The following is a 25,994-nucleotide window of genomic DNA, read 5'->3' as shown; positions in this document are numbered from 1 at the left end:
GTTTTCCTAGCGCAGGCCCTGCCACCAGCGCTCGTTGGTGCGCGCCTTGCCTACGGTCAGGACTTCGCCGATCACCGGCGTGGCCAGCTCGATCTTCTTTGCCTGCGACAGGTCGGCAATGCGGTCCAGCGGATCGTGCCAGGTGTGGAAGGCGAGGTCGAAGGTGCTGTTGTGCACCGAATAGAGCACCTTGCCGCGCAGGTCCTCGAAGGCCTGCACGCTCTGCTCGGGCGTCATGTGGACGGCGGGCCAGTAGGCGTCGTAGGCGCCGTTTTCCATCAGCGCCAGGTCGAAGCCGCCGAAGCGTTCGCCGATCTGCTTGAAGCCCGCAAAGTAGCCTGAGTCGCCGCTGTAGAAGATGCGCTGGCCGCCGCTTTGCACCACCCATGAAGCCCACAGCGTGCGGTCGCGGTCGGTCAGCGTGCGGCCCGAGAAGTGCTGCGCCGGCGTGGCGGTGAGCTTCACGCCGCCGTGCTCGCCGCCTTGCCACCAGTCGAGCTCCGTCACCCGCTCCGCGGGCACGCCCATCGCCACCAGCCGCGCGCGCACGCCCAGCGGCACGAAGTAGCGCTGCACGCGCTGCGCGAGGTACTCGATGGTGGCCACGTCGAGGTGGTCGTAGTGGTCGTGCGAGAGGATCAGGCCTTCGATCGGCGGCAACTGCTCGAGCGTGAGCGGCGGCTTGTGGAAGCGCTTGGGGCCCACAAAGGTGAACGGCGATGCGCGCTCGCTGAACACGGGATCGATCAGCCAGTACTTGCCCTGCAGCTTGAGCAGGTGCGACGAATGGCCGAGCCGCACCACGTGGTTGGCCTTGGGGTCGAGCGCTTCCAGGTCGGCGGTGGCCAGCATGCGCACCGGAATCGGATCGACCGGCACGGTGCCCACCTTGTCGCCGACGATGAAGCGTGACCAGATCCGCCAGCCGCTGGCCGAAGGCAGCACGTCCGGATTCGGCAGGTTCTGGAAGCTGCAGCCCTTGAACTGCGGCGATGCGTCGTAGCGCGCCTCGCATCCGCTGTTGCTGGAACAGCCCGCGACCAGTGCGCAGCCGGCCGCAAAGAGCGAGGTGCCATAACTGCGAAGACGGTGCTTCAGAAAGGAGATCATGGCGAGGTGTTGTCGGGTTTTTGCGGCGCGAGCTTAGCCGCCGCGTGGCGGCCAATGGTTTCAGCGGCAGAAACATTCGGCGCACAGGGACATTCCCGTGCCGCTTGTCGTAGGCCATGCGTTCTATGGCTGCCTGCGGGATCGCGCGGCACACTGAAGCGCGCCACGTTCCGCGGGCTTCAAGGAGGCGATCACACCATGAGCAGCAACCGCTATCCCATCATCTACGTGCGCGGCTATGCCATGACAGAGGCCGAGCGCGACGACACCGCCGCCGATCCGTTCTGCGGATTCAACGTGGGCTCCACGGTCTACCGCGCCACCGTGAAGAAGGATGCGCCGGCGCAGAAGTTCGTCTTCGAATCGCCGGTGGTGCGCCTCCTGGCCGACTTCCAGTACCAGAGCGTCTACCAGAACGGCCTGGACATTCTCGACAACGACTGGAAGCCTTCGCCCGATGAAACCGGCAAGGACGTGGACGGCATTCCGGCCGCATCGATCGTCATCTACCGCTACTACGACAGCGGATCCGAATTGCTCGGCGATGGCAAGTCGCGCGACGTGAAGGTGTATGCGCAGGGTCTGAGCAAGCTGATCCTTCGCGTGCGCGACCTGGTGGCGCTGCGCGAGGGTCCCGCTTTTGCAGCGGCCGATTTCCGCTGCTACCTGGTGGCGCATTCGATGGGCGGGCTGGTGGTGCGTGCCTTCCTGCAGAACCCGGCGCTCGGCGATGCGGCGGCGCGCGCCTGCGTCGACAAGGTGTTCACCTACGCCACGCCGCACAACGGCATCGACATGGGCGGCATCAACGTGCCGGCCTGGCTCACGGCCAACGAGATGAACACCTTCAACCGCGAGCGCATGTCGGAGTTCCTGGCCACGGCGCCGGTCGACGGCCGCATGGACTACCTGCCGGCGGCCGCGTTTCCGGCCGAGCGCTTCTTCTGCATGGTGGGCTCCAACCGCGGCGATTACGAGGCCGCCAAGGGCCTCTCGCGCATGTTCGCGGGCCACGGCAGCGACGGACTGGTGCGCATCGAGAACGCCTCGCTCTGGTCCATCGACGATGCGAAGCGCAGCAAGCCGGTGGCCACCGCCTACGCCTTTCGTTCGCATTCGGGCTACTTCGGCATCGTCAATTCCGAGGAGGCCTACCAGAACCTGGTGCGTTTTCTCTTCGGCGACGTGCGCGTCGATCTCTGGTTCGAGGTCGAGGGCGTGACCCTGCCGCCCGACTTGCCCAAGGACGCCGATATCGACGCGCTCTACCAGGTCGAGCTTTTGGCCGCGCCCCGCGGCAAGCGCTGGTACCTGAGCCGGCGCGTGGCCGAAGAGGATTCGCCCGCCTGCCGCACGCACAAGGAACTGACCGACCCCGAGAAGCCCGAGCGCCGCTCGATCTATCTCTCGACCGTGTTCCTCGCCAACAAGGCGCGCGTGAAGCAGGACCGGCCGACGCTGGCCTACGCGATGACGCTCGGCGTGCGCGTGCCCGACTACCAGGTGAACAAGAAGTTCTGGCTCGACGGCCATTACGAAGGCAGCTCGCTGTTCCGCGACACGCTGGTGATCGAGATCGCGCCGCCCCGGGCCGACGACCCGGCGCAGAACTGGAACGTGAAGTACGGCTGGCAGACAGACACCGCGGGGCAGGCGTCGCTGCCGATCAGCCCGAAGCAGCTGGCCGACGGCAAGCTGCAGTTCATCGTGCCGCTGTCGAGCCTGGGCGCGGCACCGGCGGCGCCCGGCATCAGCGGCAAGGTGCGGCTGGAGGTGAGCGCCTGGAGTTGAAGAAAGCGCCCTCCGGCGGGCACCGGCGTCATACTCGGGGCGGTCCAGGGTCCTGCCTTCTCCTCCCCCCATGAAAACTGCCGTTCTCGTCATCGACATGCAGCGTGGCCTCTATGACGACCTGCCGCGTCCCCACGAGGCTGCCGAGGTTGCGCAGCGGATCAATGGCCTCACCGCGCGTGCCCGTGCCGCGGGCGTGCCGGTGGCTTTCATCCAGCACGAGAACGCCGTCGACCTCGAATTCGATTCCGAGCGCTGGCAGCTTTCCGGCGCGCTGGAGGTCGATCCGCGCGACACCAAGATCCGCAAGGCCACGGCCGATTCGTTCCTGCGCACGCCGCTGCAAGCATGGCTCGCGGGGCATGGGGTGCAGTGCGTGGTGATCTGCGGCTACTCGTCGGAGTTCTGCGTGGACACCACCGCGCGGCGTGCCGCTGCGCTGGGCTACGAGGTCGTGCTCGCGGCCGACGCGCACACTTCGCACGACAAGCCGCACGCCACCGGCGACTTCATCCGCGCCCACCACAACGCCACGCTGTCGGATATCACGAGCTTCGGCGTGCCGATCCGCGCGGTGCCCAGCGCGAAGATCGTGTTCTGACCGTTCAATCCGCGCCGCGCCGCCACACGCGCGCGAGCGCGGCCAGCTTGCCCTTGAAGCTCAGCCGGTCGTTCGACAGCGCGTCGATGAAGTCCGACAGCCGCTGCGACTTCACCATGGTGTAGATCGTGAGCCAGGTCGTGAAGACGAACACCACGCCGAACCAGAGCGCCTTGCGCCACAGCGGCGCATCGGCCTCGGCCAGCAGGTTCATGCCGAGGAAGCCCGTCGTCACCGTGCCGATCAGGCCGAACAGCGTGACCACCGTGAGCCGCACCACGGTGCTGGCCTGCCGGCGCAGGCTGTCGGCGTCCAGGTAGGTGTTCATGTCGGCGATGCGCGCCTTGACCTCGTCGTAGAGCGGGTCGAGCCCGAGGTGCGCGGTGCACATGTGGGAGAGCGCGCGCACCTGCGCCTGCTCCGAGATCTCGTGGAACCAGTAGCGGTGCGTGAAGCGCAGGAAGCGCTCGAAGCTCGAACGGATCGCGCGCTTGAACTGCTTCACGCTCGGTGTGCTGTGGATGTCGAGCCGCTTGAGCGCCTCGACCAGCTGGTCCGAGAACATCAAGAGCGCCGCCTTCTGGAAATGCGCAATCAGGAACAGCAGGAAGTGCTGGTGGCGGAACTGCGCGAGCACGCCGCGGTCGCGGCAGCAGAAGAACTCCGAGCGGGCATCGCCCACCACGATCAGCGCATGGCCGTTGCACAGGTAGCGCGTGTTGGGCGCGGCGCCCGCATCGACCCAGAAGCGGTCGTAGCAGTAGCGGCGTTCGAAGTCCTCCAGATGCTGCTCCGCGTAGGGCAGGTGGGCGCGTTGCGCTGCATCGGCCTCGGCGGCGCCGGTGACGAGACCGAGCCGGATGAAGTCGTTGCGCGAGAGGCGCTTGGGATCGTCGAGCGAAAGGTAGGCCATCAGCGGCATGCGGTAGTACTCGATCTGCCGGTAGCGCAGCGCGCCGGGCTCGTCGGAATGGTCGCTCACCAGCGGCTGCATCAGGTAGGCCCAGTGGGCCGAGATGCGCGGTGCGCGGTGCTGGGCCACGTGCGAGAGAAAGGCTTCGCGCTGCTGCGCATCCGAGCGCGCGAGCACACGGCCGTCGGCGGCCAGCCATTCGACGCTGGCCATGCAATGCAGCGCGCCGCCCTCGGCGTTCCAGCCCGCGGGGTAGGCGCGGCCGAAGCGGTAGAGCAGGTCCTGCGCCTGTGCAAGGCTCAGGTGGTTGGCGCCGACCTCCAGGTTCAGCAGCACCACGTCGATGTCGAAGAAGAAATACAGGTCGCAATGCACCACGTCGAGCGTGATCGGCGCGTCGCCCTGCTGCGCCACCACGCGCACGGCCGCGATGTCGTGGCGGCGGAAGATGCGCATCGGCGAATCGCCGTCGCTGCCGGTGTCCGCGCCGTTCTTGTTCTTCGAGCGGCCCTCGCCGTAGAGAAAGCGCTGCACGTAGGGCAGGAAGCTCACGAACTCGTTGTAGTGCCGCTCGTGGAAGCGGCTGCTGTCGCCGGTGTATTCGTCGATCTCCTCGCGCCAGGGCGAGGCTTCGCCCATCTCGCGCAGCAGGTGCCAGGGGCCGTGGTGCGTGGGCTTGGCGTCGGGCGCCGGCACGAGCCGCAGGGGCCAGAGCAGGGCCTGCCGGAAATGCTGCACGGCAGGGGGGGCAACTGTCCCTGCGGACGCGATGGCCTCGGATGTATTCAGCATCGCGCGAGTGTAGGCAGAAGGGCTGTCGAAACACTGACCTAGGGAAATCCCTGGCTTGGCCTGAAACCGGTTTCATATAAGCTGCAAGCATTGCTTTCGAGGCATGCGCGCGGCCATGCCGTGCTCGCCCCACCCATGAACTACCAGTTTCAATTCGACGCCGTCTTCGCTGCCTGGCCGCTGCTGCTCAAGGGCACCTGGATCACGATCCAGCTCTCGCTCGTGGCCACGCTGCTGGGCCTGGTGGTCGCGATTTTTTGCGCCTGGGGCAAGACCTCGGGGCCGGGCTGGCTGCGCTTCATCGTCAACGCCTACATCGAGGTGATCCGCAACACGCCGTTCCTCGTGCAGCTGTTCTTCTTTTTCTTCGCGCTGCCGGCCATCGGGCTGCGCTGGTCGCCGCAGACGGCCGCGCTGGTGGCCATGGTGGTGAACCTCGGCGCCTACGCCACGGAAATCATCCGCGCGGGCATCGAGTCGATTCCCAAGGGGCAGATCGAGGCGGGCCGGGCGCTCAACCTCAAGCCCTGGGAGATCTTCCGCTTCGTGATCATCAAGCCCGCGCTCAAGGCCATTTACCCGGCGCTCACGAGCCAGTTCATTTTGCTGATGCTGAGCTCGGCCGTGGTGTCGGTCATCTCGGCCGACGACCTGACCTCGGTGGCGGCCAACCTGCAGTCGCAGACCTTCCGCAGCTTCGAGATCTACATCGTGGTGGCCGCCATCTACCTGGCGCTGGCGCTGGCCTTCTCGGCGATGTTCAAGCTGATCTACAAGCGCACGCTCAATTACCCGGACCGCCGGTAGCAGGCCCCAGAGCGGAGCAGGAAAAAACCATGCGTACCTTCGGCTTTCCCGAATTCCTTTTCATCCTCGAAGCAGCCAAGTGGACGCTTGCGCTGTCGGCCATTGCCTTCGTGGGCGGCGCGATCCTGGGGTTGATCATCGCGCTCATGCGCACGTCGGAGTCGGCGTGGGCGCGCGGCGTGTCGACCACCTTCATCCAGATCTTCCAGGGCACGCCGCTGCTGCTGCAGCTGTTCCTGGTGTTCTTCGGCGCGCCGGTGCTGGGGCTGGACATCAACCCCTGGGTGGCGGCCGGCGTCGCGCTCATCCTGAACAGCGCCGCCTTCCTCGGCGAGATCTGGCGCGGCTGCATCGAGGCCATTCCGCGCGGCCAGTGGGAGGCCGCTCAGGCGCTCAACCTCAAGTATGCGGCGCGCATGCGCGACGTGGTGCTGCCGCAGGCGCTGAAGATCGCGCTCGCGCCCACGGTGGGCTACGTGGTGCAGATCATCAAGGGCACGTCGCTTGCCGCGATCATCGGCTTCGTCGAGGTCACGCGCGCCGGGCAGATCGTCAACAACGCCACCTTCCAGCCGCTGGTCGTGTTCTCGGTGGTGGCTGCCATCTACTTTGCGATCTGCTGGCCGCTGTCGCTGCTTGCAGCCCGCATGGAGCGCAAGCGTGCCCGTGCGTTGGCCCGCTGATTCCTTTCCCTTTCTCATTGCTTCCTTCTTTATCCAGGAGACACTTTCCATGACCCGTACCACCACCCGCCGCGCAGCGCTGGCAGCCCTCGCATCCCTGGGACTGGGCGCCGCGCTCACCGTGTTCGCCTCCTTCGCCTCGGCACAGTCCGTGGCCGACATCAAGAAGAAGGGCGAGATCACCATCGGCATGCTGGTCGACTTTCCGCCCTACGGCACCACCAATGCACAGAACCAGCCCGACGGCTACGACGCCGACGTGGCCAAGCTGCTGGCCAAGGACTGGGGCGTCAAGGCCAACATCGTGCCGGTGACCGGCCCGAACCGCATTCCCTTCCTGCTGACCAACAAGGTCGACGTGCTGGTCGCCTCGCTGGCCATCACGCCCGAGCGCGCCAAGCAGGTGCAGTTCTCGCAGCCCTATGCGGCCGCCACCATCGTGCTGTACGGCGCCACCAAGACGCCCATCAAGGCGGCCGGCGACCTGAAGGGCCTGCGCGTGGGCGTGGCCCGTGCTTCCACGCAGGACGTGGCCGTGACCAAGGCCGCGCCCGAAGGCACCGAGATCCGCCGCTTCGACGACGACGCCTCGGCCATGCAGGCGCTGATCTCGGGCCAGGTCGACGCGATCGGCTGCTCGGTCACCGTGGCGGCGCAGATCGCCAAGCGCGTGCCGGCCGGCACCTACGAAAACAAGTTCACGCTGGTGCAGCAGTCGATGGGCATCGCGATGCGCCCGGGCCAGGAAGAGCTGCACAAGGCCGTGAACGAATTCGTGGCGAAGAACACCGCCAATGGCGAGCTCAACAAGCTCTACCAGAAGTGGCTGCAGGCCGACCTGCCCAAGATGCAGTGAGCTTCGAAGGCTGAAGAAGAAGGAATCCTGGCATGACGACGGAATCGATCATCCGCATGGAAGCGGTCAACAAGTGGTACGGTGAATTCCAGGTGTTGACCGGCATCGACCTGTCGGTGCGCCAGGGCGAGCGCATCGTGATCTGCGGGCCTTCGGGCTCGGGCAAGTCCACGCTCATCCGCTGCATCAACCGGCTCGAAACGGTGCAGAAGGGCCGCATCGTGGTCGACGGCATCGACCTCACGGCCGGTGGCAAGAACGTCGACGCGGTGCGTGCCGAAGTGGGCATGGTGTTCCAGCAGTTCAACCTGTTCCCGCACCTCACCATCCTGGAGAACTGCACGCTCGCGCCGATGCGTTCGCGCGGCATGACCAAGGCGCAGGCCGAAGAAGTGGCCATGAAATACCTCACGCGCGTGCGCATTCCCGAGCAGGCGAACAAGTACCCGAGCCAGCTCTCGGGCGGACAGCAGCAGCGCGTGGCGATTGCGCGCGCGCTGTGCATGTCGCCCAAGATCATGCTGTTCGACGAGCCCACCTCGGCGCTCGATCCCGAGATGGTCAAGGAAGTGCTCGACACCATGATCGGCCTGGCCGAAGACGGCATGACCATGCTGTGCGTGACCCACGAAATGGGCTTTGCCCGCAGCGTGGCCGACCGGGTGATCTTCATGGCCGACGGCAAGATCGTCGAGCAGGCGCCGCCGCAGGAGTTCTTCGGCCACCCGAAGGACGAGCGCACGCGCCAGTTCCTCGGCCAGATCCTGAGCTCGCACCAGGCGCACTGATGTCCCTTCAGGTATTGGTTTCTCTGTCGTCCTTCGGTGCGGCCGAGGTGGGGCGGCATGGCCAGCTCTGGTGCGCGCAGATGGCGCTGGAGGCCGGCGCCGATTCGGTCGAGGTGCGCGGAGAGATGCTGCGCAACGCCGAGGCGGAGCTGCCTTTGCTGGCGGGCCTGGCCTCGGTGTATTCGAGCCCCGAGGGGCTCTGGGCCGAAGGCGGCTGGCTCGACAGCGCAGCGCTGGCACGCGGCGTTGCCGCCGCAACCCGGCTCGGTGCCCGGCGGCTCAAGATGTCGATCGGCGACTTTCGCGCGTCTTCGCATGGCTCGCTCTGGGGCCTGAAGGTGCAGCTTGCCGAAACCCGCGTCGAACTGCTGATCGAAAACGACCAGACCGTGCGCGCCGGCACGCTGCCCGCGCTGCAGGCCTTCTTCGATGCGGCCGACCGCGCTGGTGTCGAACTGGGCATGACCTTCGACATGGGCAACTGGCACTGGCTCGGCGAGTGCCCGCTGCAGGCCGCACAGGCGCTGGGCCGCCGCGTGCGCTACGTGCATTGCAAGGGCGTGCAGCGGCTGCCGCACAAATGGGTGGCGGTGCCGCTGGCCGACTCGGCCGCGCCGTGGCGCGCGGTGCTGCGTGCGCTGCCGGCCGACGTGTCGCACGCCATCGAATATCCTCTGGCGGGAGACGACCTGCCGGCTGTCGTGCGCGCGCAGGTCGACTTCATCCGCGCCGCGCGGGCCTAGGGAGAAACACATGACAGAACCCACTGCTTTCGACGTCGCCCTGTTCGGCGAAGCCATGCTGCTGCTCGTGGCCGACCGGCCCGGTCCGCTGGAGGACGCGCAGGCGTTCCACAAGCGCACGGCTGGCGCCGAGACCAACGTGGCCATCGGGCTTTCGCGCCTGGGGCTCAAGGTGGGCTGGGCCAGCCGCCTGGGCACCGACTCGATGGGGCGCTACCTGATCGCGGCGATGAAGGGCGAGGGCATCGACTGCTCGCACGTCATCTGCGATCCGGCGCAGCGCACCGGCTTCCAGTTCAAGGGCCGCGTCACCGACGGCAGCGATCCGCCGGTCGAATACCACCGCAAAGGCTCGGCCGCCAGCCAGATGGGTCCGGCCGATATCGACGAGGCCTGGCTGCGCTCGGCGCGCCACCTGCATGCCACCGGGGTGTTCGCGGCCATCTCCGACACCAGCCTGCAGGCTGCGCTCAAGTCCATGGAGGTGATGCGCGCGGCGGGCCGCACGATTTCGTTCGACACCAACCTGCGGCCTACGCTGTGGTCGTCGACCGAGACGATGCGCCACTGGATCAACGAGCTGGCCTCGCGCGCCGACTGGGTGCTGCCGGGCATCGAGGAAGGCTTGCTGCTGACCGGCGAGAGTACGCCGGAAGGCATTGCGCATTTCTACCGCCAGCGCGGCGCGAAGCTCGTGGTCGTCAAGCTTGGGGCGGCGGGCGCCTACTATGACAGCGACGTGGCCGGCATCGGCCGCGTCGATGGCTTCCCGGTGAAGGAAGTGATCGACACCGTGGGCGCGGGCGACGGCTTTGCGGCCGGCGTGGTGAGCGCCTTGCTCGAAGGCAGGAGCGTGCCCGAGGCCGTGCGCCGCGGCGCCTGGATCGGCGCGCGCGCGGTGCAGGTGCTGGGCGACACCGAAGGCCTGCCGACGCGCGCGCAACTCGAAGAAGCGGGACTCTGACCATGACGACAAGAAAGAACGTGCTGGTCTTCCGGCCATTGCCCGAAGACCAGCTGGCGCGCCTGCAGGCCGCCCACCACGTGACCGTGGCCGATCCGCGCAAGGAGCCTGAGGCCTTTGCCGCCGCGCTCGCCACCACGAACGGCCTGATCGGTGCGAGCCACACGGTCGATGCGGCGCTGCTCGACGCGGCGCCGCAGCTCGAGGTGATTTCGAGCGTGTCGGTCGGCGTCGACAACTACCCGCTCGCGGAACTGCACAAGCGCGGCATCGTGCTGTGCCACACGCCCGACGTGCTGACCGAGACCGTGGCCGACACGGTGTTCGCGATCCTGATGGCCACGCAGCGTCGCGTGGTCGAGCTCTCGAACCTCGTGCGCGAAGGCCGCTGGACGAAGAACATCGGCGAAGAACTCTTCGGCACCGACGTGCACGGCAAGACGCTCGGCATCCTCGGCTTCGGCCGCATCGGCCAGGCCGTGGCGCGCCGCGCCGCGCTGGGCTTCGGCATGCCGGTGCTCTACCACGCGCGCCGCCCGGTCGATCTGGCCAAGCAGGCGCCCGAGCTGCAGGGCCGTGCCACGCACACGCCGCTCGATGAGCTGCTCGCGCGTTCGGACATCGTGCTGGCGATGCTGCCGCTGACCGACGCCACGCGCGGCATGATCGACGCCGCCTTCTTCGCGCGCATGAAGCCCGGCGCGGCCTTCATCAACGGCGGCCGCGGCGCCACGGTGAACGAAGAAGCGCTGCTGCACGCGCTCGACCACGGCACGCTGCGCGCGGCCGGCCTCGACGTGTTCGCGAAGGAGCCGCTGCCCGCCGATTCGCCCTTGCGCACGCATCCGCGCGTGACGCCGCTGCCGCACATCGGCTCGGCCACGCACGAAACGCGGCACGCCATGGCGGAACTCGCGACGACCAACCTGCTGCAGGTGCTGGCCGGCGAGAAACCGACGGCGCCGTACGACACGGCGGCCGCATGAGTCCCTCAAGGCTTTTCTCCCTCCCCTTCCGGGGGAGGGCAGGGGTGGGGGCAAGCGGCGCATCCATCGAGTGCTCTGCCTGCCCCCATCCCAACCTTCCCCCGGAAGGGGAAGGAGCAAATCCATGAATCCGAGCGGCCGCGCCACCATCGCCGACGTCGCCGAGGCGGCGGGCGTTTCCAAGGCCACGGTCTCGCGCTTTCTCAACCACCGCGAGCGGCTGCTGAGCCGCGATATCGCGGCGCGCGTGGAGGCGGCCATCGCCAAGCTGGACTACACCCCCAGCCCGATGGCGCAGGCGCTGAGCCATGGCCGTTCGCGCCTCATCGGCCTGATCGTGGCCGACATCACCAACCCCTATTCGGTGGCGGTGCTGCGCGGCGCCGAGAAGGCCTGCCAGGACGCCGGCTACCTGGTGATGCTGTTCAACCTGGGCAACGAGAGCGAACGCGAGCGCGAGGCCATCGATGCGCTCGCGGGCTACCAGGTCGACGGCTTCATCCTCAACACGCTGGGGCGCGGCAGCAACGTGGTCGATGCGGTCACGCTGCACGGCAAGCCCGCGGTGCTGGTGGACCGGCGCCACACCGGCATGCACACCGACTTCGTCGCGCTCGACAACGATTCGGCCATGCGCGACACCTGCGGCCACCTCGTCGAGGGCGGCTACCGCGAGCTGCTCTACGTGACCGAGCCGCAGAAGGGCGTGAGCTCGCGGCGCGAGCGCACGGCCGCCTTTGGTGCCTGCGTGGCCGCGCACGAGCCGCGCGTGGCGGGCGAGGTGTTCGAAAGCGTGGAGGGCGACAGCGATGCGCTCGACGAGGCCTTGCGCGCGCTGCGCCGGCGCGCTGGGCGGGGGCGCCGGGCGGCCGTGGTCGCGGGCAATGCGGTGGTCACGCTGCGCGTGGCGCAGTCGATGGCGCGGCTGGGCTGGCGGTTCGGAGAGGACCTGGGCTTCGTCGGCTTCGACGATCCCGAATGGGCTTCGCTGATCGGCCCCGGCCTGAGCACCGTGGCCCAGCCCACCGACGCCATCGGCCGCACGGCCGCCACCTGCCTGATCGAGCGGCTGCAGGGACTGGACGCCGCGCCGCGCCAGCTGCTGCTGCCGGGGCAGTTGGTGGTGCGAGGCTCGTCGCAGCCGGCGTAGGCACCGGCCGCTCAGGCGACTTCGGCGATCAGCTCGATCTCCACGCAGGCGCCCATCGGCACTTGCGCCACGCCGAACGCGCTGCGCGCATGCGCGCCCTTCTCGGGGCCGAACACTTCGGCGAAGAACTCGCTCGCGCCATTGGTCACGAGGTGCTGTTCGGTGAACGTGCCCACGGAGTTGACCAGGCTCATGACCTTGACGATGCGCGTGACCTTGTTCAGGTCGCCCACGGCCGCATGCAGCGTGCCGAGCAGGTCGATGGCGATGGCGCGCGCGGCCTGCTTGCCTTCTTCGGTGCCGATGTCCGCGCCGAGCTGGCCGGCCCAGACCTTGCCGTCCTTCTTGGCGATGTGGCCCGAGAGAAAAACGAGGTTGCCGGTGCGCACGAAGGGCACGTAGGCCGCGGCGGGGGCGGCGACCGGGGGCAGGGTGATGCCGAGGCTGGAAAGCTTGTCGTAAACGCTCATTGAAGATCCTTGTCAGGGGGTTGCGGTTGAACCTGTGATTGTGACTGCGCCGCCTGCGCGCGCAGCTCTTCGATCGGCCGCACCGTCACGCCCACCTTGAGCGTGTGGCGCGCGCCGCCATGCAGCACGCCGCGCATCGGCGAGACGTCGGAATAGTCGCGCCCGATCGCGAGTGCGACGTAGTCCTCGCCGGGCTGGCGGCCGTTGGTGGGATCGAAGTCGGCCCAGCCGCCGGCGCTTTCATGGCCGTCGCCGTCGCCTTCGCCCGGCAGGTAGACCGACACCCAGGCGTGCGAGGCATCGGCGCCCACCAGCCGCGGCTGGCCCGGCGGCGGCTGCGTGAGCAGGTAGCCGCTCACGTAGCGCGCCGGCAGGCCCATGGCGCGGAAGCAGGCGATCATGATGTGGGCGAAGTCCTGGCACACGCCCTTGCGCTGCGCGAGCGCTTCAACGGCGGGCGTGTTGATCTCGGTGCTGTCGGCGTCGTAGGCGAAGTCGCGGTACATGCGCTCGGTGAGGTCCATGGCCACGTCGAAGGTCGGCCGCTCCGGCGCGAAGCTCGCGCGCGCATAGGCCGCGAAGTCGTCGTGGCGCGGCACGTAGGGCGACGGAAACACGAACTCCGAGGCCGGGTCGAAGGTGGCGTCCTTGCGGTAGCGGAAGCGCTCGCGCACGGCCTCCCAGGGCAGCTCGCGCGCAATGCCGGGCGCAAGCTGCGGCGTTGAAGTCTCGACCACGCTTTCGGCGGTGACCACGAGGCTGTCGTGCGTGGCCTCGAGCGCGAAGAAGGCGCGCGTGTTGCCGTAGACATCGGGCACTTCGCTGCGCTGCGCGGGTTGCGGCTCGATCGCGAGCCTGTGGCTCACGAGCCGCTGCGAACCGGTGGCCAGCGGCTTCAGGTGGGCCAGGTGCTGCGCCGTTTCGACCGCGGGCGAATATTCGTAGCGGGTTTCGTGCGTGACGTGGAGCAGCATGGCGAAGTCGGCCTCCCTGGATTCATCGTGGAACGCCGCGGAACCGGCTTTGCCGGGCCGCTGGCGTTGCCCCCTCGAAGGGGGTTGGCGAAGCGACACGAAGTGCGCGAAGACTGGGGGTGAGCATATTCAGGCGCCGACCGAGCGCAGCGATTCGGAAGTGAGCGTGAAATAGCGCGTGCCGATGGCGTCGGACACATGGTAGGCCGCGGTCTCGCAATGGGCCAGCAGCTCGACCAGTGCCGGGTAGCTGGCCTCGGCGCCGGCCGCGCAGAGATGCTCGAGCGTCCAGCTGGCGGGATCGGAAAGTTCGTACGACAACGCTGTGAGCTTGCCGGGCGCGCTGCCGGCCAGGCGCGCTATGCGCCCGCGCAGCGTCTGCGTGACCCAGGCCAGCGAGCGCGGGTTCTCGGCATCGAGCACCAGCAGGTCGACCAGCGTGGCGACGTCGCGCCGCTGCTGGTAGCGCGCGTGGAAGGTGATGGTGCTGTCGAACAGCGCCACCATGGCTTCGAAGCCGCTCACCTCGTGCACGGCGCCGTTCTCGAAGCCGGCCTCCAGCGCGCTCGAAAGAAAGCCCAGGCGCTCGATGTGGCGGCCGATCGACAGCAGGCGCCAGGCGTCGTCGCGCGTCATGCGGTCGGTCTGCGCGCCGGTCATGGCGGCGAGCGCGGTGCTTGCGGATTCGAGCGCGCGCAGCGCAGCGCCGGTGGCAAAGCTGCCTTCCCCAGCCTGTTCGGCCGCGCGCCGCAGGAAGTCGGCTTCGGCGCGCACGATCTGGTTCCAGGTGTCCTGCGAGAGCCGTTCGCGCACGGCGGCGGCGGCCTGCCGGATGCAGCGCAGGCTGAAGCCCACGCTGCCGCCGCGTTCCACGTCGCCGAGCTCGGCGATCAGCGCGCGTTCGAACACGCGGCGCGACTGCGGCGCGCTGGGCACTTCGGCCGGCACCAGCGCATTGCGCAGCGCCATGCGGTGCAGCCAGTCGAGCAGCGGCCGCGAGGACTGGTCTTCGCTGCCCAGCAGGTTGAGCGTGAGGCGCGCGAGGCGCACTGCGTTCTCGGCGCGCTCGGTGTAGCGGCCGAGCCAGAACATGTTTTCGGCCGCGCGGCTGGTCACGGGCGCGCGGTGCCGCGCGAGCGAGGCCGGCGTGGCATGCGGCTGCAGCAGGGTGGTGCGGTCGACCTCGCCGTGCGTCTGCACCCACACGTCGGCGCTGCTGCCGCCGCGCTGCATGGAGGCGATCTGCGCATCGCGGCCCGCCAGCCGGGCCAGCCCGCCCGGCAGCACGCGCCAGGACTGCGGCCCGTCGCTCACCGCGAAGACGCGCAGCAGCACCGCGCGCGGCGCGATGTGGCCGGGGCCCATGTCGTTGGCCCAGGTGGGCATCTGCGACAGCGGCAGGTAGCTCTGGACCGTGTGGGCCTCGCCCTCCCGCACGATGCGGCCGGCCCATTCGTCGAGCTGGCGCCGGCTCAGCTGGCTGCCGAGCACCGCGTCGAAGCTGGTCTGGCCGTCGGACCCAGGGTAGGTGGGCTTGATGGCGCAGTCGCCGAGCTGCGGCAGCACCGCCTCGAGCGCGGCGCGCTCGCCGCACCACCAGGTCGGCAGAGCCGGCAGCTTGAGCTTTTCGCCGATCAGGCGGCGCGCCAGCCCGGGCAGGAAGCCCAGCAGCGCGGGCGATTCGAGGAACGCCGAGCCCGGCATGTTGGCCACCAGCACATTGCCCGCGCGAATCGCCTGCAGCAGCCCCGGCACGCCCAGCGTGGAATCGGGGCGCAGCTCGAGCGGGTCGAGGAACTGGTCGTCCAGCCGCTTGATGAGCCCGTGCACCGGCCGCAGCCCCTGCAGGGTCTTGAGGTAGAGCCGCTGGTCGCGCACCGTGAGGTCGCTGCCCTCGACCAGCGTCAGGCCGAGATAGCGCGCCAGGTACGCATGCTCGAAGTAGGTCTCGTTGTAGGGGCCGGGCGTCAGGAGCGCGATGTGCGGCGGCACGCCGGCCGGGCACATGCGCTGCAGCCCGTCCATCATGGCGCTGTAGGTGGCGGCCAGGCGCTGCACCTGCAGGGCCTCGAAGGCCTGCGGAAACTGCCGCGTGATGGCCAGCCGGTTCTCGAGCAGGTAGCCCAGCCCCGAGGGCGCCTGCGTGCGCTGCGACACCACCCACCAGTTGCCGTCGGGCCCGCGCGCAAGGTCGAAGGCCGCGATGTGCAGCCAGGTGTCGCCCGGCGGTTTCACGCCGTGCAGCGCGCGCAGGTAGCCGGGGTGGCCGTGCACCAGCGCCGCGGGCAGCAGGCCCTCGGCCAGCAGCTGCTGCGGGCCGTAGACGTCGGCCATGACGCGGTCGAGCACGCGCACGCGCTGCAGCACGCCGGTCTCGATCTGGCTCCAGCTCTCGGGCGAGACGATCAGCGGGAACAGGTCGAGCGACCAGGGGCGCTGCGGCCCGTCGGCGTCGGCATAGACGTTGTAGGTGACGCCGTTGTCCCGGATCTGCCGCTCGAGGCTGACGGCACGCCGTGGGAGATCGCTGAAGCCGCCCGGGCCGAGCTGCTCGAAGAAGGCGTTCCAGGCGGGTGTGAGGGGCGGGTTGTCGTTGGAGGAGGGCTGGAGGACCTGGGTCTGCGTCTGGGATTGGGCTGGGGGCAGGTCCGGCGGCATCGCGGGCCGCTCCGCCGCAGCGTCGTAGAGCATGGGCGGCAACGGAGCCATGGGCGCCGTGCCCGCAACCGGTCGCGCCGGCGTGGCCTGCCCGCGCAGTTCGTCGAAGTGGCCGGGCAGGGCGGCCGGCGCGAGCGCCGACGCCAGGGCGGCTGGAAATTCCAGCGCCTGGGCGTCGAACAGGGATTCGTTCAAAGGTTCCACAGGAGGTGGATTGTCACATTGCCGTCACCGGCCGGATGGCGGCAATGTGCGGAATGTCCTCTTGCGGGTTTTTTTGAGGCCCTCTCAGCGCCGCAGATCGAGCGTGAACGGGAATTCGCGGCTGCCCGCGAGTTCGATGGTTGCGGGCGGCGTGCGCATCAGCCCCGGCGTGTGGCCCATGCGCGTGAAGCGCGACATGCGACGGCTTTCCGCCTCGTAGGCATTGACCGGGAAGGTGTCGTAGTTGCGCCCGCCGGGGTGGGCCACGAAGTACTGGCAGCCGCCCAGCGAGCGCTTCATCCAGGTGTCGACGATGTCGAAGGTCAGCGGCGCATGGGCGCCGATGCTCGGATGCAGTGCCGACGGCGGGTTCCAGGCCTTGTAGCGCACGCCCGCCACGAATTCGCCGACGGTGCCCGTGGGCTGCAGCGGCAGCACCTTGCCGTTGACGGTGATCACGTGGCGGCTTTCGTTCAGGCCGGTCACGCGCACCTCGATGCGCTCGAGCGACGAATCGACATAGCGCACCGTGCCGCCGGCCGAGCCTTCCTCGCCCATCACGTGCCAGGGCTCGAGTGCATTGCGCAGCGACAGCTCCACGCCCATGGCCTGCACCTGGCCCACCAGCGGAAAGCGGAACTCCAGGTGCGGCGCGAACCAGTCGGCATCGAACGCGAAGCCGGCCTGGCGCATCTCGCTGATCACGTCGTCGAAATCCATCTTGACGAAGGTGGGCAGCAGGAAGCGGTCGTGCAGTTCGGTGCCCCAGCGGGTGACGGGCGCCTTGTACGGTTCGTCCCAGAAGCGCGCCACCAGGGCGCGGATCAGCAGCTGCTGCGCAATACTCATGCGTGCATGCGGCGGCATCTCGAAGGCGCGCAGCTCCAGCAGGCCGAGGCGGCCGGTGCTCGAGTCGGGCGAGTAGAGCTTGTCGATGCAGAACTCGCTGCGGTGGGTGTTGCCCGAGACGTCGATCAGGATGTTGCGCAGCGTCCGGTCCACCAGCCAGGCCGGCATGTTCTGGCCGTGGATCTCGCGGTTCCTGGCGATTTCCTTCAGCGCGATCTCGAGCTCGTAGACCTGGTCGTTGCGCGCTTCGTCCACGCGCGGCGCCTGGCTGGTCGGGCCGATGAACATGCCCGAGAACAGGTAGCTCAGCGAAGGGTGGTTGTGCCAATAGAGCAGCAGGCTCGCGAGCAGCTCGGGCCGGCGCAGGAAGGGGCTGTCGGCCGGCGTGGCGCCGCCCATCACGAAGTGGTTGCCGCCGCCGGTGCCGGTGTGGCGCCCGTCGGTCATGAACTTCTCGGCCGAGAGGCGGGTTTCGAACGCGGCGTTGTAGAGGAACTCGGTGTGGGCGACCAGTTCCTTCCAGTTGTGGGCCGGATGGATGTTGACTTCGATCACACCGGGGTCGGGCGTGACGGCCAGCATCTTCAGGCGCGGATCGCGCGGCGGCGGATAGCCTTCCATCACGATGCGCATGCCGAGCTGCTGCGCCGTGGCTTCGACGGCCGCGACCAGGTCGAGGTAGTCTTCCAGGCGCGCGAGCGGCGGCATGAAGACGTAGAGCACGCCCGAGGCGCTGCCTTTTTTCTCGGCCGCGGGGCCGTTGGCGCGGCGCGGGTCGCGCACTTCGACGCACAGCGCGGTGCGCGTGACCCAATGGGCCGATTCGCCGCGCACCGGCTGGCGCGTGGCTGGCGTGGCGGAGGAGCGGATGGCTGCTGCTGCGTCGGCTGCGGCGGCATCGCCGCTCGCGGCTGCCGTTTCGCCCGGCGCCTGCATGCGCAGGGCCGCGGGCACCACCGGCGGCGCGCCGAAGGCATAGGGCACCGTGCCCAGGTCGGCACCCGCTGCGCCGCCGGCCGGCACGGCATAGCGCGCACGGTAGTCGGCCGAGCTCGGCAGCGCGGCGCGCGGCGCGGTCGGGTCGCGCTCGACGAGGTAGGGGTAGTCGCCCTTGCTGGCCCAGGGCTGCGAATCGAGCGGCAGGCGATAGCCCATCGGCGAATCGCCCGGGATCAGGTAGAGCCGGTCGTCGCGCAGGAACCAGGGGCCGGTCTTCCAGCCCGGACCTTCGAGCGCGGGCGCGTCGGCATTGGCGTTGCCGGGTTCGAGCGGCAGCATGTAGCCGATGACCGCGTCGAGCTTCTGCGTGAACACGCGGCGCAGGCGAACGCGCTCGAGCTCGTCGTCGAGCTTCGACTCGAAGGGATCGACGTTGACCGGCAGCCGGCGTTCGCGCCAGAGGTAGTAGTAGACGTCTTCGTAGCCGGGCTGGATGTAGCGCTCGGTGATGCCGAGCTTGTGCGCCAGCACGGTGGTGAAGCGGCGCGCGTCTTCGCTCGTGTAGTGCGTGGGCACGCGCTCGTCGGCGAAGAGTTCGGGGTCGTGCCAGAGCGTCTGGCCGTCGGCGCGCCAGAAGATCGACAGCGCCCAGCGCGGCAATTGCTCGCCCGGGTACCACTTGCCCTGGCCGAAGTGCAGGAAGCCGCCCTGGCCGTACTCGGCGCGCAGCTTGTGCACGAGCTCGGTGGCATAGCCGCGCTTGGTGGGGCCGAGCGCATCGGTGTTCCACTCGGGCGCGTCGCGGTCGCTGGTGGCCACGTAGGTCGGCTCGCCGCCCATCGTGAGCCGCACGTCGCCGGCTTTCAGGCGCGCATCGACCGCATCGCCGAGCGCGAGCACCTCGGCCCATTGTTCCTCGGTGTAGGGCTTGGTCACGCGCGGCGATTCGTAGATGCGCGTGACCTTCATCTCATGGCCGAAATCGACCTCGGCTTCGTCCACCGCGCCTTCGATGGGCGCGGCGCTCGAAGGCGTGGGCGTGCAGGCGAGCGGGATGTGGCCTTCGCCGGCAAGAAGGCCCGAGGTGGCGTCAAGGCCGATCCAGCCCGCACCGGGCAGGAAGACCTCGCACCAGGCGTGCAGGTCGGTGAAGTCGACCGTGGTGCCGCTCGGGCCGTCGAGCGCCTTGACGTCGGGCGTGAGCTGGATCAGGTAGCCCGAGACGAAGCGCGCGGCCAGGCCGCAATGGCGCAGCAACTGCACCAGCAGCCAGCCCGAGTCGCGGCAGGAGCCGCTGCCGCTGGCGAGCGTTTCTTCCGGCGTCTGCACGCCGGGCTCCATGCGGATCAGGTAGTTGACGTCCTTCTGGACCTGCTGGTTGAGGCCGACCAGAAAATCGATGGTGCGCTGCTCCTTGCGCTCGATCTTGTCGAGGTAGGCCTGCAGAAGCGGCGTGGGTTCCTCGGTGACGAGGTAGGGCGCGAGTTCTTCGGCCTGCGAGGCGGTGTACTTGAACGGGAAGTTCTCGGCCTGCGGCTCGAGGAAGAAGTCGAAGGGGTTGTAGACCGCCATCTCGACGACCAGGTCGACCGTGACCTTGAACTCGCGCGTCTTCTCGGGAAACACGAGCCGCGCCTGGTAGTTGGCGAACGGGTCCTGCATCCAGTTGACGAAGTGCTCGGCCGGCTCGACCTGCAGCGAATACGAGATGACGTTGCTGCGGCAGTGCGGCGCGGGACGCAGGCGCACGACCTGCGGGCCCAACTGCACCAGGCGGTCGTATTTGTAGTGGGTGACGTGGTGGAGTGCGGCGTGAATGGACATGCGTTTTGTGTGCAGTACTGCGAGATTGCATCGAAAAGATGTCTCTTGTGAGACGCATACTAGCCCAGTTGCATAGCAATTAACGCGCCACTGAGCGCGAGCACGGGGAGGGTTTGCAGCATGTGTTCGGGAGTTTTCCTTTGACGCCGCGGCGCGCGTCGGGCGGCGCCGCGGCATCGTCGTGGGCCTTTGCTGCGCTGGGCGGATCGCTTCTCGGCGCGGCCTTGCAGTTGCACCAGCCGAGGCTGTGGGGCGCGGGTGCCTATGCGGCGCTGCTCTTCGCCGGCCTGGCGGGCCTGGCGGCACTGTCGCGCCGATGGCGGCGGCCGCTTCGGGCGTGGCGCATGCCGGCAGGGCTTGCGATCGTCCTTGCGCTGGCCTGCGGTGCGCTTGCCGCCGGCGGGCTTGCGGGCTGGCGCGCGGTGGCCTATGCAGAGAGCGCACTGGACCCGGCGCTCGAAGGCCGCGACCTGCAGGTGGTGGGCGTGGTCGCGCAGATGCCCCAGCGCAACGAGGGCGGCACGCGCTTTCGGCTCGATGTGGAGTCGGCGCGCTGGGCCGACGGGCGCGCCGGGGCTGCGCCGCGCGTTCCGGCGCGCATCGCGCTCGGCTGGTACCGCGAGGACAGCTCTCTCTGGGGGCGCGCGACCGAAGGCCGTGCCGCCGCCGGCGATGCGGCCGCGCTGCATGCGGGCGAGCGCTGGCGTCTCACGGTGCGGCTCAAGGCGCCGCACGGCAATCTCAATCCACACGGCTTCGACAACGAACTGTGGCTCTGGGAGCAGGGCGTTCATGCCAGCGGCTACGTGCGAACGGGTGCCCGCGATGCGGCGCCGGCGCGGCTGCAATCCACATGGCTGCATCCGATCGAACGTGCGCGGGAGGCGGTGCGCGATGCGGTGTTCGAGCGCGTGGCCGATGCGAGGCAGGCCGGCGTCATCGCCGCGCTCGTCACCGGCGACCAGGGCGCCATCGACCGCAGCGACTGGGATGTCTTTCGCGCCACCGGCGTGGCCCACCTGATGTCGATCTCGGGGCTGCACATCACCATGTTCGCCTGGCTTGCCGCGCATGTGGTGGGCGCGCTGTGGCGCCGCAGCGGCTGGCTGATGCTGCGCGTTCCCGCGCCGCAGGCCGCGCTGGCCGGCGGCGTTCTGCTGGCCGGGCTCTATGCGCTTTTCAGCGGCTGGGGCGTGCCTTCGCAGCGCACGGTCTGGATGCTCGCGACCGTGGCGCTGCTGCGGTTCACGGGGCGGCGCTGGCCATGGCCCCATGTCTGGCTGCTGATCGCGGCGGTGGTGGTGGCCGTCGACCCGTGGGCGCTGATGCAGGCCGGCTTCTGGCTCAGCTTCGTGGCGGTCGGCATCCTGTTCGCGACCGGCTTCATGCGGCCGGCCGGGGAGGCGGCGGGAAAATGGTCCCGGCTGCTGGGGTTCTTCCGCGAGCAATGGGTGATCACGCTGGCGCTCACCCCGCTCAGCTTGCTGCTTTTCCAGCAGGTGTCGGTGGTGGGCCTGCTGGCCAATGCGGTGGCGATCCCCTGGGTCACGCTGGTGGTCACGCCGCTGGCGATGCTGGGTGCGGTGGCACCGCCGCTCTGGGAGCTTGCCGCCTGGTCCGTGCAGTTGCTGGCCCTGCTGCTGCGGTGGCTGGCCGCGCTGCCCTATGCCACGGTCTCGATGGCGGCGCCACCCGTGTGGATGGCGGCCTGCGGGGTGGCGGGCGGCGTTCTGCTGGCCATGCGCCTGCCGTGGTCGCTGCGCACGCTGGGCCTGCCGCTCCTGCTGCCGGTGCTGCTCTGGCACGCCCCCCGTCCGGCCGAGGGGCAGTTCGAACTGCTGGCCGCGGACATCGGGCAGGGCAACGCGGTGCTGGTGCGCACCGCAGCGCACAGCCTGCTGTACGACGCCGGCCCGCGCTACAGCCTCGAGAGCGACGCCGGCCATCGCGTGCTCGTGCCGCTGCTGCGCGCCTTCGACGAGCGGCTGGACATGCTGGTGCTGAGCCACCGCGACAGCGACCACACCGGCGGCGCGGCCGCGGTGCTCGCGATGCAGCCGCAGGCGGCGCTGTTGAGCTCGATAGAGGCCACGCACCCGCTGCAAGCGGTGCGTCCGGCGCGGCGCTGCGAGGCGGGGCAGCGCTGGACCTGGGACGGCGTGGATTTCGAGATCCTGCATCCGGCGGCGGACGACTACCTGTCGTTCACCAAGCCCAATGCCATTTCCTGCGTGCTGCGCATCGCCAACGGCCGCGCCACGGTGCTGCTGGCCGGCGACATCGAGCGCCTGCAGGAGGCCGCGCTGGTGTCGCGCACGGCCGATCTGCGCGCCGACGTGCTGCTCGCGCCGCACCATGGCAGCAAGACTTCGTCGAGCGCGCCGTTCCTCGAAGCGGTACGCCCGCGCCTCGCGCTGGTCCAGGCGGGCTACCGCAACCGTTTCGGCCACCCGGCCCCGGAAGTGGTCGAGCGCTATGCCGCGCAGGGCGTGAAGCTGGTCGAAAGCGTGCCCTGCGGCGCCGTGCTCTGGCGCAGCCGGGAACCGGGCGAAGTCGGCTGCGAACGGGAGCGCAATGCCCGCTATTGGCACCACCGCCTGCCGTGAAAGCGGGCGGCGGCGCGGTGTTTCGCCTCAACATAGGGCTTTCACTGGCCTCGAACTTGCTAAGCTATGGCTCAAGGAGATTGGTCGTTCCATGCACAAATTCGACGAGATGTATGAGCAGTTGCCCTATGCGGGGGCTGCAATCCGGCAGCACTACAAGCGCTACGACCAATGGCTCGCGAAGCAACCCGGCGAGGTGATGCGATCGCGACGCGAAGAGGCGGAAATGATCTTCCGCCGGGTCGGCATCACCTTTGCGGTGTACGGCGCCAAGGACGAGGACGGTTCCGGCACCGAGCGGCTCATCCCGTTCGACCTGCTGCCGCGGATCATTCCAGCCCACGAGTGGGAGAGCATGGAAAAGGGGCTGGTGCAGCGCGTGACGGCGCTCAACCGCTTCCTGCATGACGTCTACCACGACCAGGAAATCATCAAGGCCGGCATCATCCCGGCCGAGCAGATCCTCCACAACGCGCAGTTCCGCCCCGAGATGATGGGCGTCAACGTGCCGCACAACGTGTACTCCAACATCTCGGGCATCGACATCGTGCGCGCCCCCGATGCCCAGGGCAACGGCGAGTACTACGTGCTCGAAGACAACCTGCGCGTGCCCAGCGGTGTGAGCTACATGCTCGAGAACCGCAAGATGATGATGCGGCTCTTCCCCGAGCTGTTCAACCAGAACCGCATCGCGCCGGTGGCGCACTACCCCGACCTGCTGCTCGAAACCCTGCGTGCCAGCGCGCCGCCCGCCACGGCCGAGCCCACGGTGGTGGTGCTCACGCCCGGCATGTACAACAGCGCCTACTTCGAGCATGCCTTCCTTGCCCAGCAGATGGGCGTGGAACTGGTCGAAGGGCAGGACCTGTTCGTCAAGGACAACTTCGTCTACATGCGCACCACGCGCGGGCCGCGGCGCGTCGACGTGATCTACCGCCGCGTCGACGACGACTTCCTCGACCCCGAGGTGTTCCGTCCCACCTCCACGCTCGGCTGCGCGGGCCTGATGCGCGCCTACCGCGAAGGCAACGTCGTCATCTGCAATGCCGTGGGCACCGGCGTGGCCGACGACAAGTCGATCTACCCCTACGTGCCCAAGATGGTCGAGTTCTACCTCGGCGAAAAGCCGATCCTCAAGAACGTGCCCACCTACATGTGCCGCAACAAGGACGAGCTGCAGTACACGCTCGACAACATGAAGGACCTGGTCGTCAAGGAGGTGCACGGCGCCGGCGGCTACGGCATGCTGATCGGCCCGGCGGCCACGCAGGCCGAGATCGAGGACTTCAAGAAGGCCGTGATCGCCAAGCCCGACGGCTACATCGCCCAGCCCACGCTGAGCCTGTCGACCTCGCCGACCTTTGTCGATGCCGGCATCGCGCCGCGCCACATCGACCTGCGACCCTTCGTGCTTTCGGGCAGCGAGGTGCAGATGGTGCCCGGCGGCCTCACGCGCGTGGCGCTCAAGGAGGGCTCGCTGGTGGTCAATTCATCGCAGGGCGGCGGCACCAAGGACACCTGGATCCTCGAAGCCGACCGCACGCCCAGGCCCAAGGCGGCCACGCAGTCGCAAAGCCAATCGTAGGAGCACAAACGATGCTGTCACGCACCGCCGACCATCTCTACTGGATGTCCCGCTACACCGAGCGCGCGGAAAACACCGCCCGCATGCTCGACGTCAACTACCAGACCTCGCTCTTGCCCCAATCGGCCGAAGTGGCCAAGTACGGCTGGCAGGGCGTGCTGTCCATCAGCGAGCTGCTGCCTTCGTACAACAAGAAGTACGAGCAGATCACGCCGCACGACGTGATGGAGTTCATGGTCAAGGACGAGAGCAATCCGTCTTCCATCCTTTCCTGCCTCAAGGCCGCACGCGAAAACGCGCGGGCGGTTCGCGGCGCGCTCACCACCGAGGCCTGGGAAACCCAGAACACCACCTGGCTCGAAGTCAACCGCATGCTGCGCGCCGGCGACTTCGAGCGCGATCCGGCCCAGTTCTTCGAATGGGTCAAGTTCCGCTCGCATCTGTCGCGCGGCGTCACGCTCGGCACCATGCTGCAGGACGAGGCGTTCTACTTCTCGCGCCTGGGCACCTTTCTGGAGCGCGCCGACAACACGGCGCGGCTGGTGGACGTGAAGTTCCACGCGCTCAACAGCGAGTTCTTCGGCACCGCCACGGAAGAAGACCAGGAGTACGACTTCTATCACTGGAGCGCCATTTTGCGCAGCGTCTCGGCCTTCGAGGTGTACCGCAAGGTGTACCGCGACGTGATCAAGCCCGAGCGCGTGGCCGAGCTGCTCATTCTTCGCGCCGACATGCCGCGCTCGCTGCATGCGAGCCTGGTCGAAGTGGTGAACAACCTCGCCAAGGTGCAGAACGAGCAGAGCGCAGAAACCCAGCGCCGCGCCGGCAAGCTGCTGGCCGACCTGCAGTACGCACGCGTCGACGAAATTCTCGCGACCGGGCTGCATGCCTACCTCACGCAGTTCCTCGACCGGGTGAACGAACTCGGCGGGCGGATCAGCCAGGATTTCCTGGTTCCGGCGCACTGAGCGGGCGTTCGAGTCCGGGCCCACCGGCCGCGCTACGGCGCGCAGCCGGCCGCGGGGGGCCGGGGCGATGGTCAATGCGGCAGCGAAAGGCGCGCGGCCTCCTGCGCAGCCGGAAATCAAAGAGCCGCCGGCTCGTGCTGCAGGCGCTTCTAAGGCGTTGAGGGATATCCCGGCGGAACTTATTCGCCTTCGAGTGCCCAGACGGGCTCGCCCGGCATCGCCGGACATTCTTCTTGAAGCTCGATAGAAAAGGACCCCCCGCTCCATGTCCAGATCCAGCCGACTGCCCGCGCTGCTCCTCGCATTCGTTCTCTCGTGGATGGCATTGCCGTTCGCATTCGCCGCCGAGCGGCAGATGGTCAGTTCCGCGGCCAAGACCCTGAACATGCGCACCGGTCCCGGCCAGCGCTACGAAGCGCACTGGACCGTGGGCAAGGGCTACCCGTTCCGCGTCATCGGCAGGAAGGGCGACTGGCTGCGGGTCAGCGACTTCGAAAACGACAAGGCGTGGGTCTACCGCCCGATGACCAGCAGGACGCCGCACCATGTGGTGAAGGCGAAGGTGGCCGTGCTGCGCAGGTCGCCAAGCGCGCGCAGTCCCGTGGTGAAGCGGGCGGTCTATGGCGACGTGCTGCGCACGCTCGAGCGCCGCGGCGACTGGGTCAAGGTCCGGCACGAAGGCGGCGGCACCGGCTGGGTGGCGCGGCGCCTGGTCTGGGGCTGGTAGCCTGGC

Annotated in this window: 20 protein-coding genes; 14 read left to right on the top strand and 6 right to left on the bottom strand. The window is 68.5% G+C overall.

Annotation, left to right across the window (positions count from 1 at the left end; genetic code table 11):
- Nucleotides 1–6: 6 nt before the first annotated feature.
- On the bottom strand, nucleotides 7–1,110 hold the full coding sequence (locus tag ACAM54_RS16670) for an MBL fold metallo-hydrolase (protein WP_369648302.1): 1,104 nt from the start codon (nucleotides 1,108–1,110) through the stop codon (nucleotides 7–9).
- Between the two features lie 198 nt (nucleotides 1,111–1,308).
- Here ACAM54_RS16670 and ACAM54_RS16665 point away from each other — a divergent pair, with 198 nt between their 5' ends.
- A complete protein-coding gene (locus tag ACAM54_RS16665) occupies nucleotides 1,309–2,901 on the top strand; it encodes a triacylglycerol lipase (protein ID WP_145747272.1) in 1,593 nt (530 codons plus the stop codon).
- A gap of 70 nt (nucleotides 2,902–2,971) precedes the next feature.
- Complete coding sequence (locus tag ACAM54_RS16660; RefSeq protein ID WP_369648301.1) at nucleotides 2,972–3,502, top strand: cysteine hydrolase family protein; 531 nt, start codon at nucleotides 2,972–2,974, stop codon at nucleotides 3,500–3,502.
- A gap of 4 nt (nucleotides 3,503–3,506) precedes the next feature.
- Here ACAM54_RS16660 and ACAM54_RS16655 read toward each other — a convergent pair whose 3' ends face one another.
- On the bottom strand, nucleotides 3,507–5,207 hold the full coding sequence (locus tag ACAM54_RS16655) for a hypothetical protein (protein ID WP_369648300.1): 1,701 nt from the start codon (nucleotides 5,205–5,207) through the stop codon (nucleotides 3,507–3,509).
- A 135-nt stretch (nucleotides 5,208–5,342) separates the two neighbouring features.
- On the opposite strand from ACAM54_RS16655, the gene ACAM54_RS16650 reads away from it, so the two are divergent.
- The 8 genes from ACAM54_RS16650 (at nucleotide 5,343) to ACAM54_RS16615 (ending at nucleotide 12,184) form a co-directional block, all read left to right on the top strand.
- Entirely contained in the window at nucleotides 5,343–6,014 is a 672-nt protein-coding gene (locus ACAM54_RS16650; protein WP_145747275.1) for an amino acid ABC transporter permease, read from the top strand.
- A 29-nt stretch (nucleotides 6,015–6,043) separates the two neighbouring features.
- On the top strand, nucleotides 6,044–6,697 hold the full coding sequence (locus ACAM54_RS16645) for an amino acid ABC transporter permease (RefSeq protein WP_192327215.1): 654 nt from the start codon (nucleotides 6,044–6,046) through the stop codon (nucleotides 6,695–6,697).
- A gap of 49 nt (nucleotides 6,698–6,746) precedes the next feature.
- Complete coding sequence (locus tag ACAM54_RS16640; protein WP_369648299.1) at nucleotides 6,747–7,553, top strand: transporter substrate-binding domain-containing protein; 807 nt, start codon at nucleotides 6,747–6,749, stop codon at nucleotides 7,551–7,553.
- A 32-nt stretch (nucleotides 7,554–7,585) separates the two neighbouring features.
- Complete coding sequence (locus tag ACAM54_RS16635) at nucleotides 7,586–8,341, top strand: amino acid ABC transporter ATP-binding protein (protein WP_369648298.1); 756 nt, start codon at nucleotides 7,586–7,588, stop codon at nucleotides 8,339–8,341.
- On the top strand, nucleotides 8,341–9,084 hold the full coding sequence (locus ACAM54_RS16630) for a sugar phosphate isomerase/epimerase family protein (protein ID WP_369648297.1): 744 nt from the start codon (nucleotides 8,341–8,343) through the stop codon (nucleotides 9,082–9,084). The genes ACAM54_RS16635 and ACAM54_RS16630 overlap by 1 nt, the downstream gene beginning before the upstream one ends.
- A gap of 10 nt (nucleotides 9,085–9,094) precedes the next feature.
- The gene (locus ACAM54_RS16625) at nucleotides 9,095–10,048 is read left to right on the top strand and encodes a sugar kinase (protein WP_369648296.1); all 954 of its coding nucleotides are present in this window, start codon (nucleotides 9,095–9,097) and stop codon (nucleotides 10,046–10,048) included.
- A gap of 2 nt (nucleotides 10,049–10,050) precedes the next feature.
- Nucleotides 10,051–11,034, top strand: coding sequence for a D-glycerate dehydrogenase (locus ACAM54_RS16620; RefSeq protein ID WP_307698779.1), 984 nt, complete (start codon nucleotides 10,051–10,053; stop codon nucleotides 11,032–11,034).
- Between the two features lie 124 nt (nucleotides 11,035–11,158).
- On the top strand, nucleotides 11,159–12,184 hold the full coding sequence (locus ACAM54_RS16615; RefSeq protein ID WP_369648295.1) for a LacI family DNA-binding transcriptional regulator: 1,026 nt from the start codon (nucleotides 11,159–11,161) through the stop codon (nucleotides 12,182–12,184).
- An 11-nt stretch (nucleotides 12,185–12,195) separates the two neighbouring features.
- Here the strand turns inward: ACAM54_RS16615 and ACAM54_RS16610 are convergent, their stop codons facing one another.
- The 4 genes from ACAM54_RS16610 to ACAM54_RS16595 form a co-directional block, all read right to left on the bottom strand.
- On the bottom strand, nucleotides 12,196–12,654 hold the full coding sequence (locus ACAM54_RS16610) for a RidA family protein (RefSeq protein ID WP_145747282.1): 459 nt from the start codon (nucleotides 12,652–12,654) through the stop codon (nucleotides 12,196–12,198).
- Complete coding sequence (locus ACAM54_RS16605) at nucleotides 12,651–13,628, bottom strand: transglutaminase N-terminal domain-containing protein (RefSeq protein WP_369648294.1); 978 nt, start codon at nucleotides 13,626–13,628, stop codon at nucleotides 12,651–12,653. Before ACAM54_RS16605 ends, ACAM54_RS16610 begins: the two co-directional genes overlap by 4 nt.
- A gap of 129 nt (nucleotides 13,629–13,757) precedes the next feature.
- A complete protein-coding gene (locus ACAM54_RS16600) occupies nucleotides 13,758–16,490 on the bottom strand; it encodes a circularly permuted type 2 ATP-grasp protein (protein ID WP_145747285.1) in 2,733 nt (910 codons plus the stop codon).
- A gap of 84 nt (nucleotides 16,491–16,574) precedes the next feature.
- The gene (locus ACAM54_RS16595) at nucleotides 16,575–20,102 is read right to left on the bottom strand and encodes a DUF2126 domain-containing protein (protein WP_369648293.1); all 3,528 of its coding nucleotides are present in this window, start codon (nucleotides 20,100–20,102) and stop codon (nucleotides 16,575–16,577) included.
- Nucleotides 20,103–20,242: 140 nt separating this feature from the next.
- Between ACAM54_RS16595 and ACAM54_RS16590 the strand changes: the two genes are divergently transcribed.
- The 4 genes from ACAM54_RS16590 (at nucleotide 20,243) to ACAM54_RS16575 (ending at nucleotide 25,988) form a co-directional block, all read left to right on the top strand.
- Nucleotides 20,243–22,708 (top strand): DNA internalization-related competence protein ComEC/Rec2, encoded by a 2,466-nt coding sequence (locus ACAM54_RS16590; RefSeq protein WP_369648292.1) that lies wholly within the window; start codon nucleotides 20,243–20,245, stop codon nucleotides 22,706–22,708.
- Between the two features lie 91 nt (nucleotides 22,709–22,799).
- Nucleotides 22,800–24,293 carry a circularly permuted type 2 ATP-grasp protein gene (locus tag ACAM54_RS16585; RefSeq protein WP_309935289.1) on the top strand — a complete coding sequence of 498 codons (1,494 nt, stop codon included), beginning with the start codon at nucleotides 22,800–22,802 and terminating at the stop codon, nucleotides 24,291–24,293.
- Nucleotides 24,294–24,304: 11 nt separating this feature from the next.
- Complete coding sequence (locus tag ACAM54_RS16580) at nucleotides 24,305–25,261, top strand: alpha-E domain-containing protein (RefSeq protein ID WP_012748499.1); 957 nt, start codon at nucleotides 24,305–24,307, stop codon at nucleotides 25,259–25,261.
- A 265-nt stretch (nucleotides 25,262–25,526) separates the two neighbouring features.
- On the top strand, nucleotides 25,527–25,988 hold the full coding sequence (locus ACAM54_RS16575; RefSeq protein WP_369648291.1) for an SH3 domain-containing protein: 462 nt from the start codon (nucleotides 25,527–25,529) through the stop codon (nucleotides 25,986–25,988).
- The last annotated feature ends 6 nt before the right edge of the window (nucleotides 25,989–25,994 follow it).

Origin of the sequence: Variovorax sp. V93, assembly GCF_041154485.1 — a bacterium.
Lineage (GTDB): Bacteria > Pseudomonadota > Gammaproteobacteria > Burkholderiales > Burkholderiaceae_C > Variovorax > Variovorax beijingensis_A.
The sequence above is the reverse complement of the archived record's forward strand: the minus strand, read 5'-3'. Positions and strand labels throughout refer to the sequence as shown.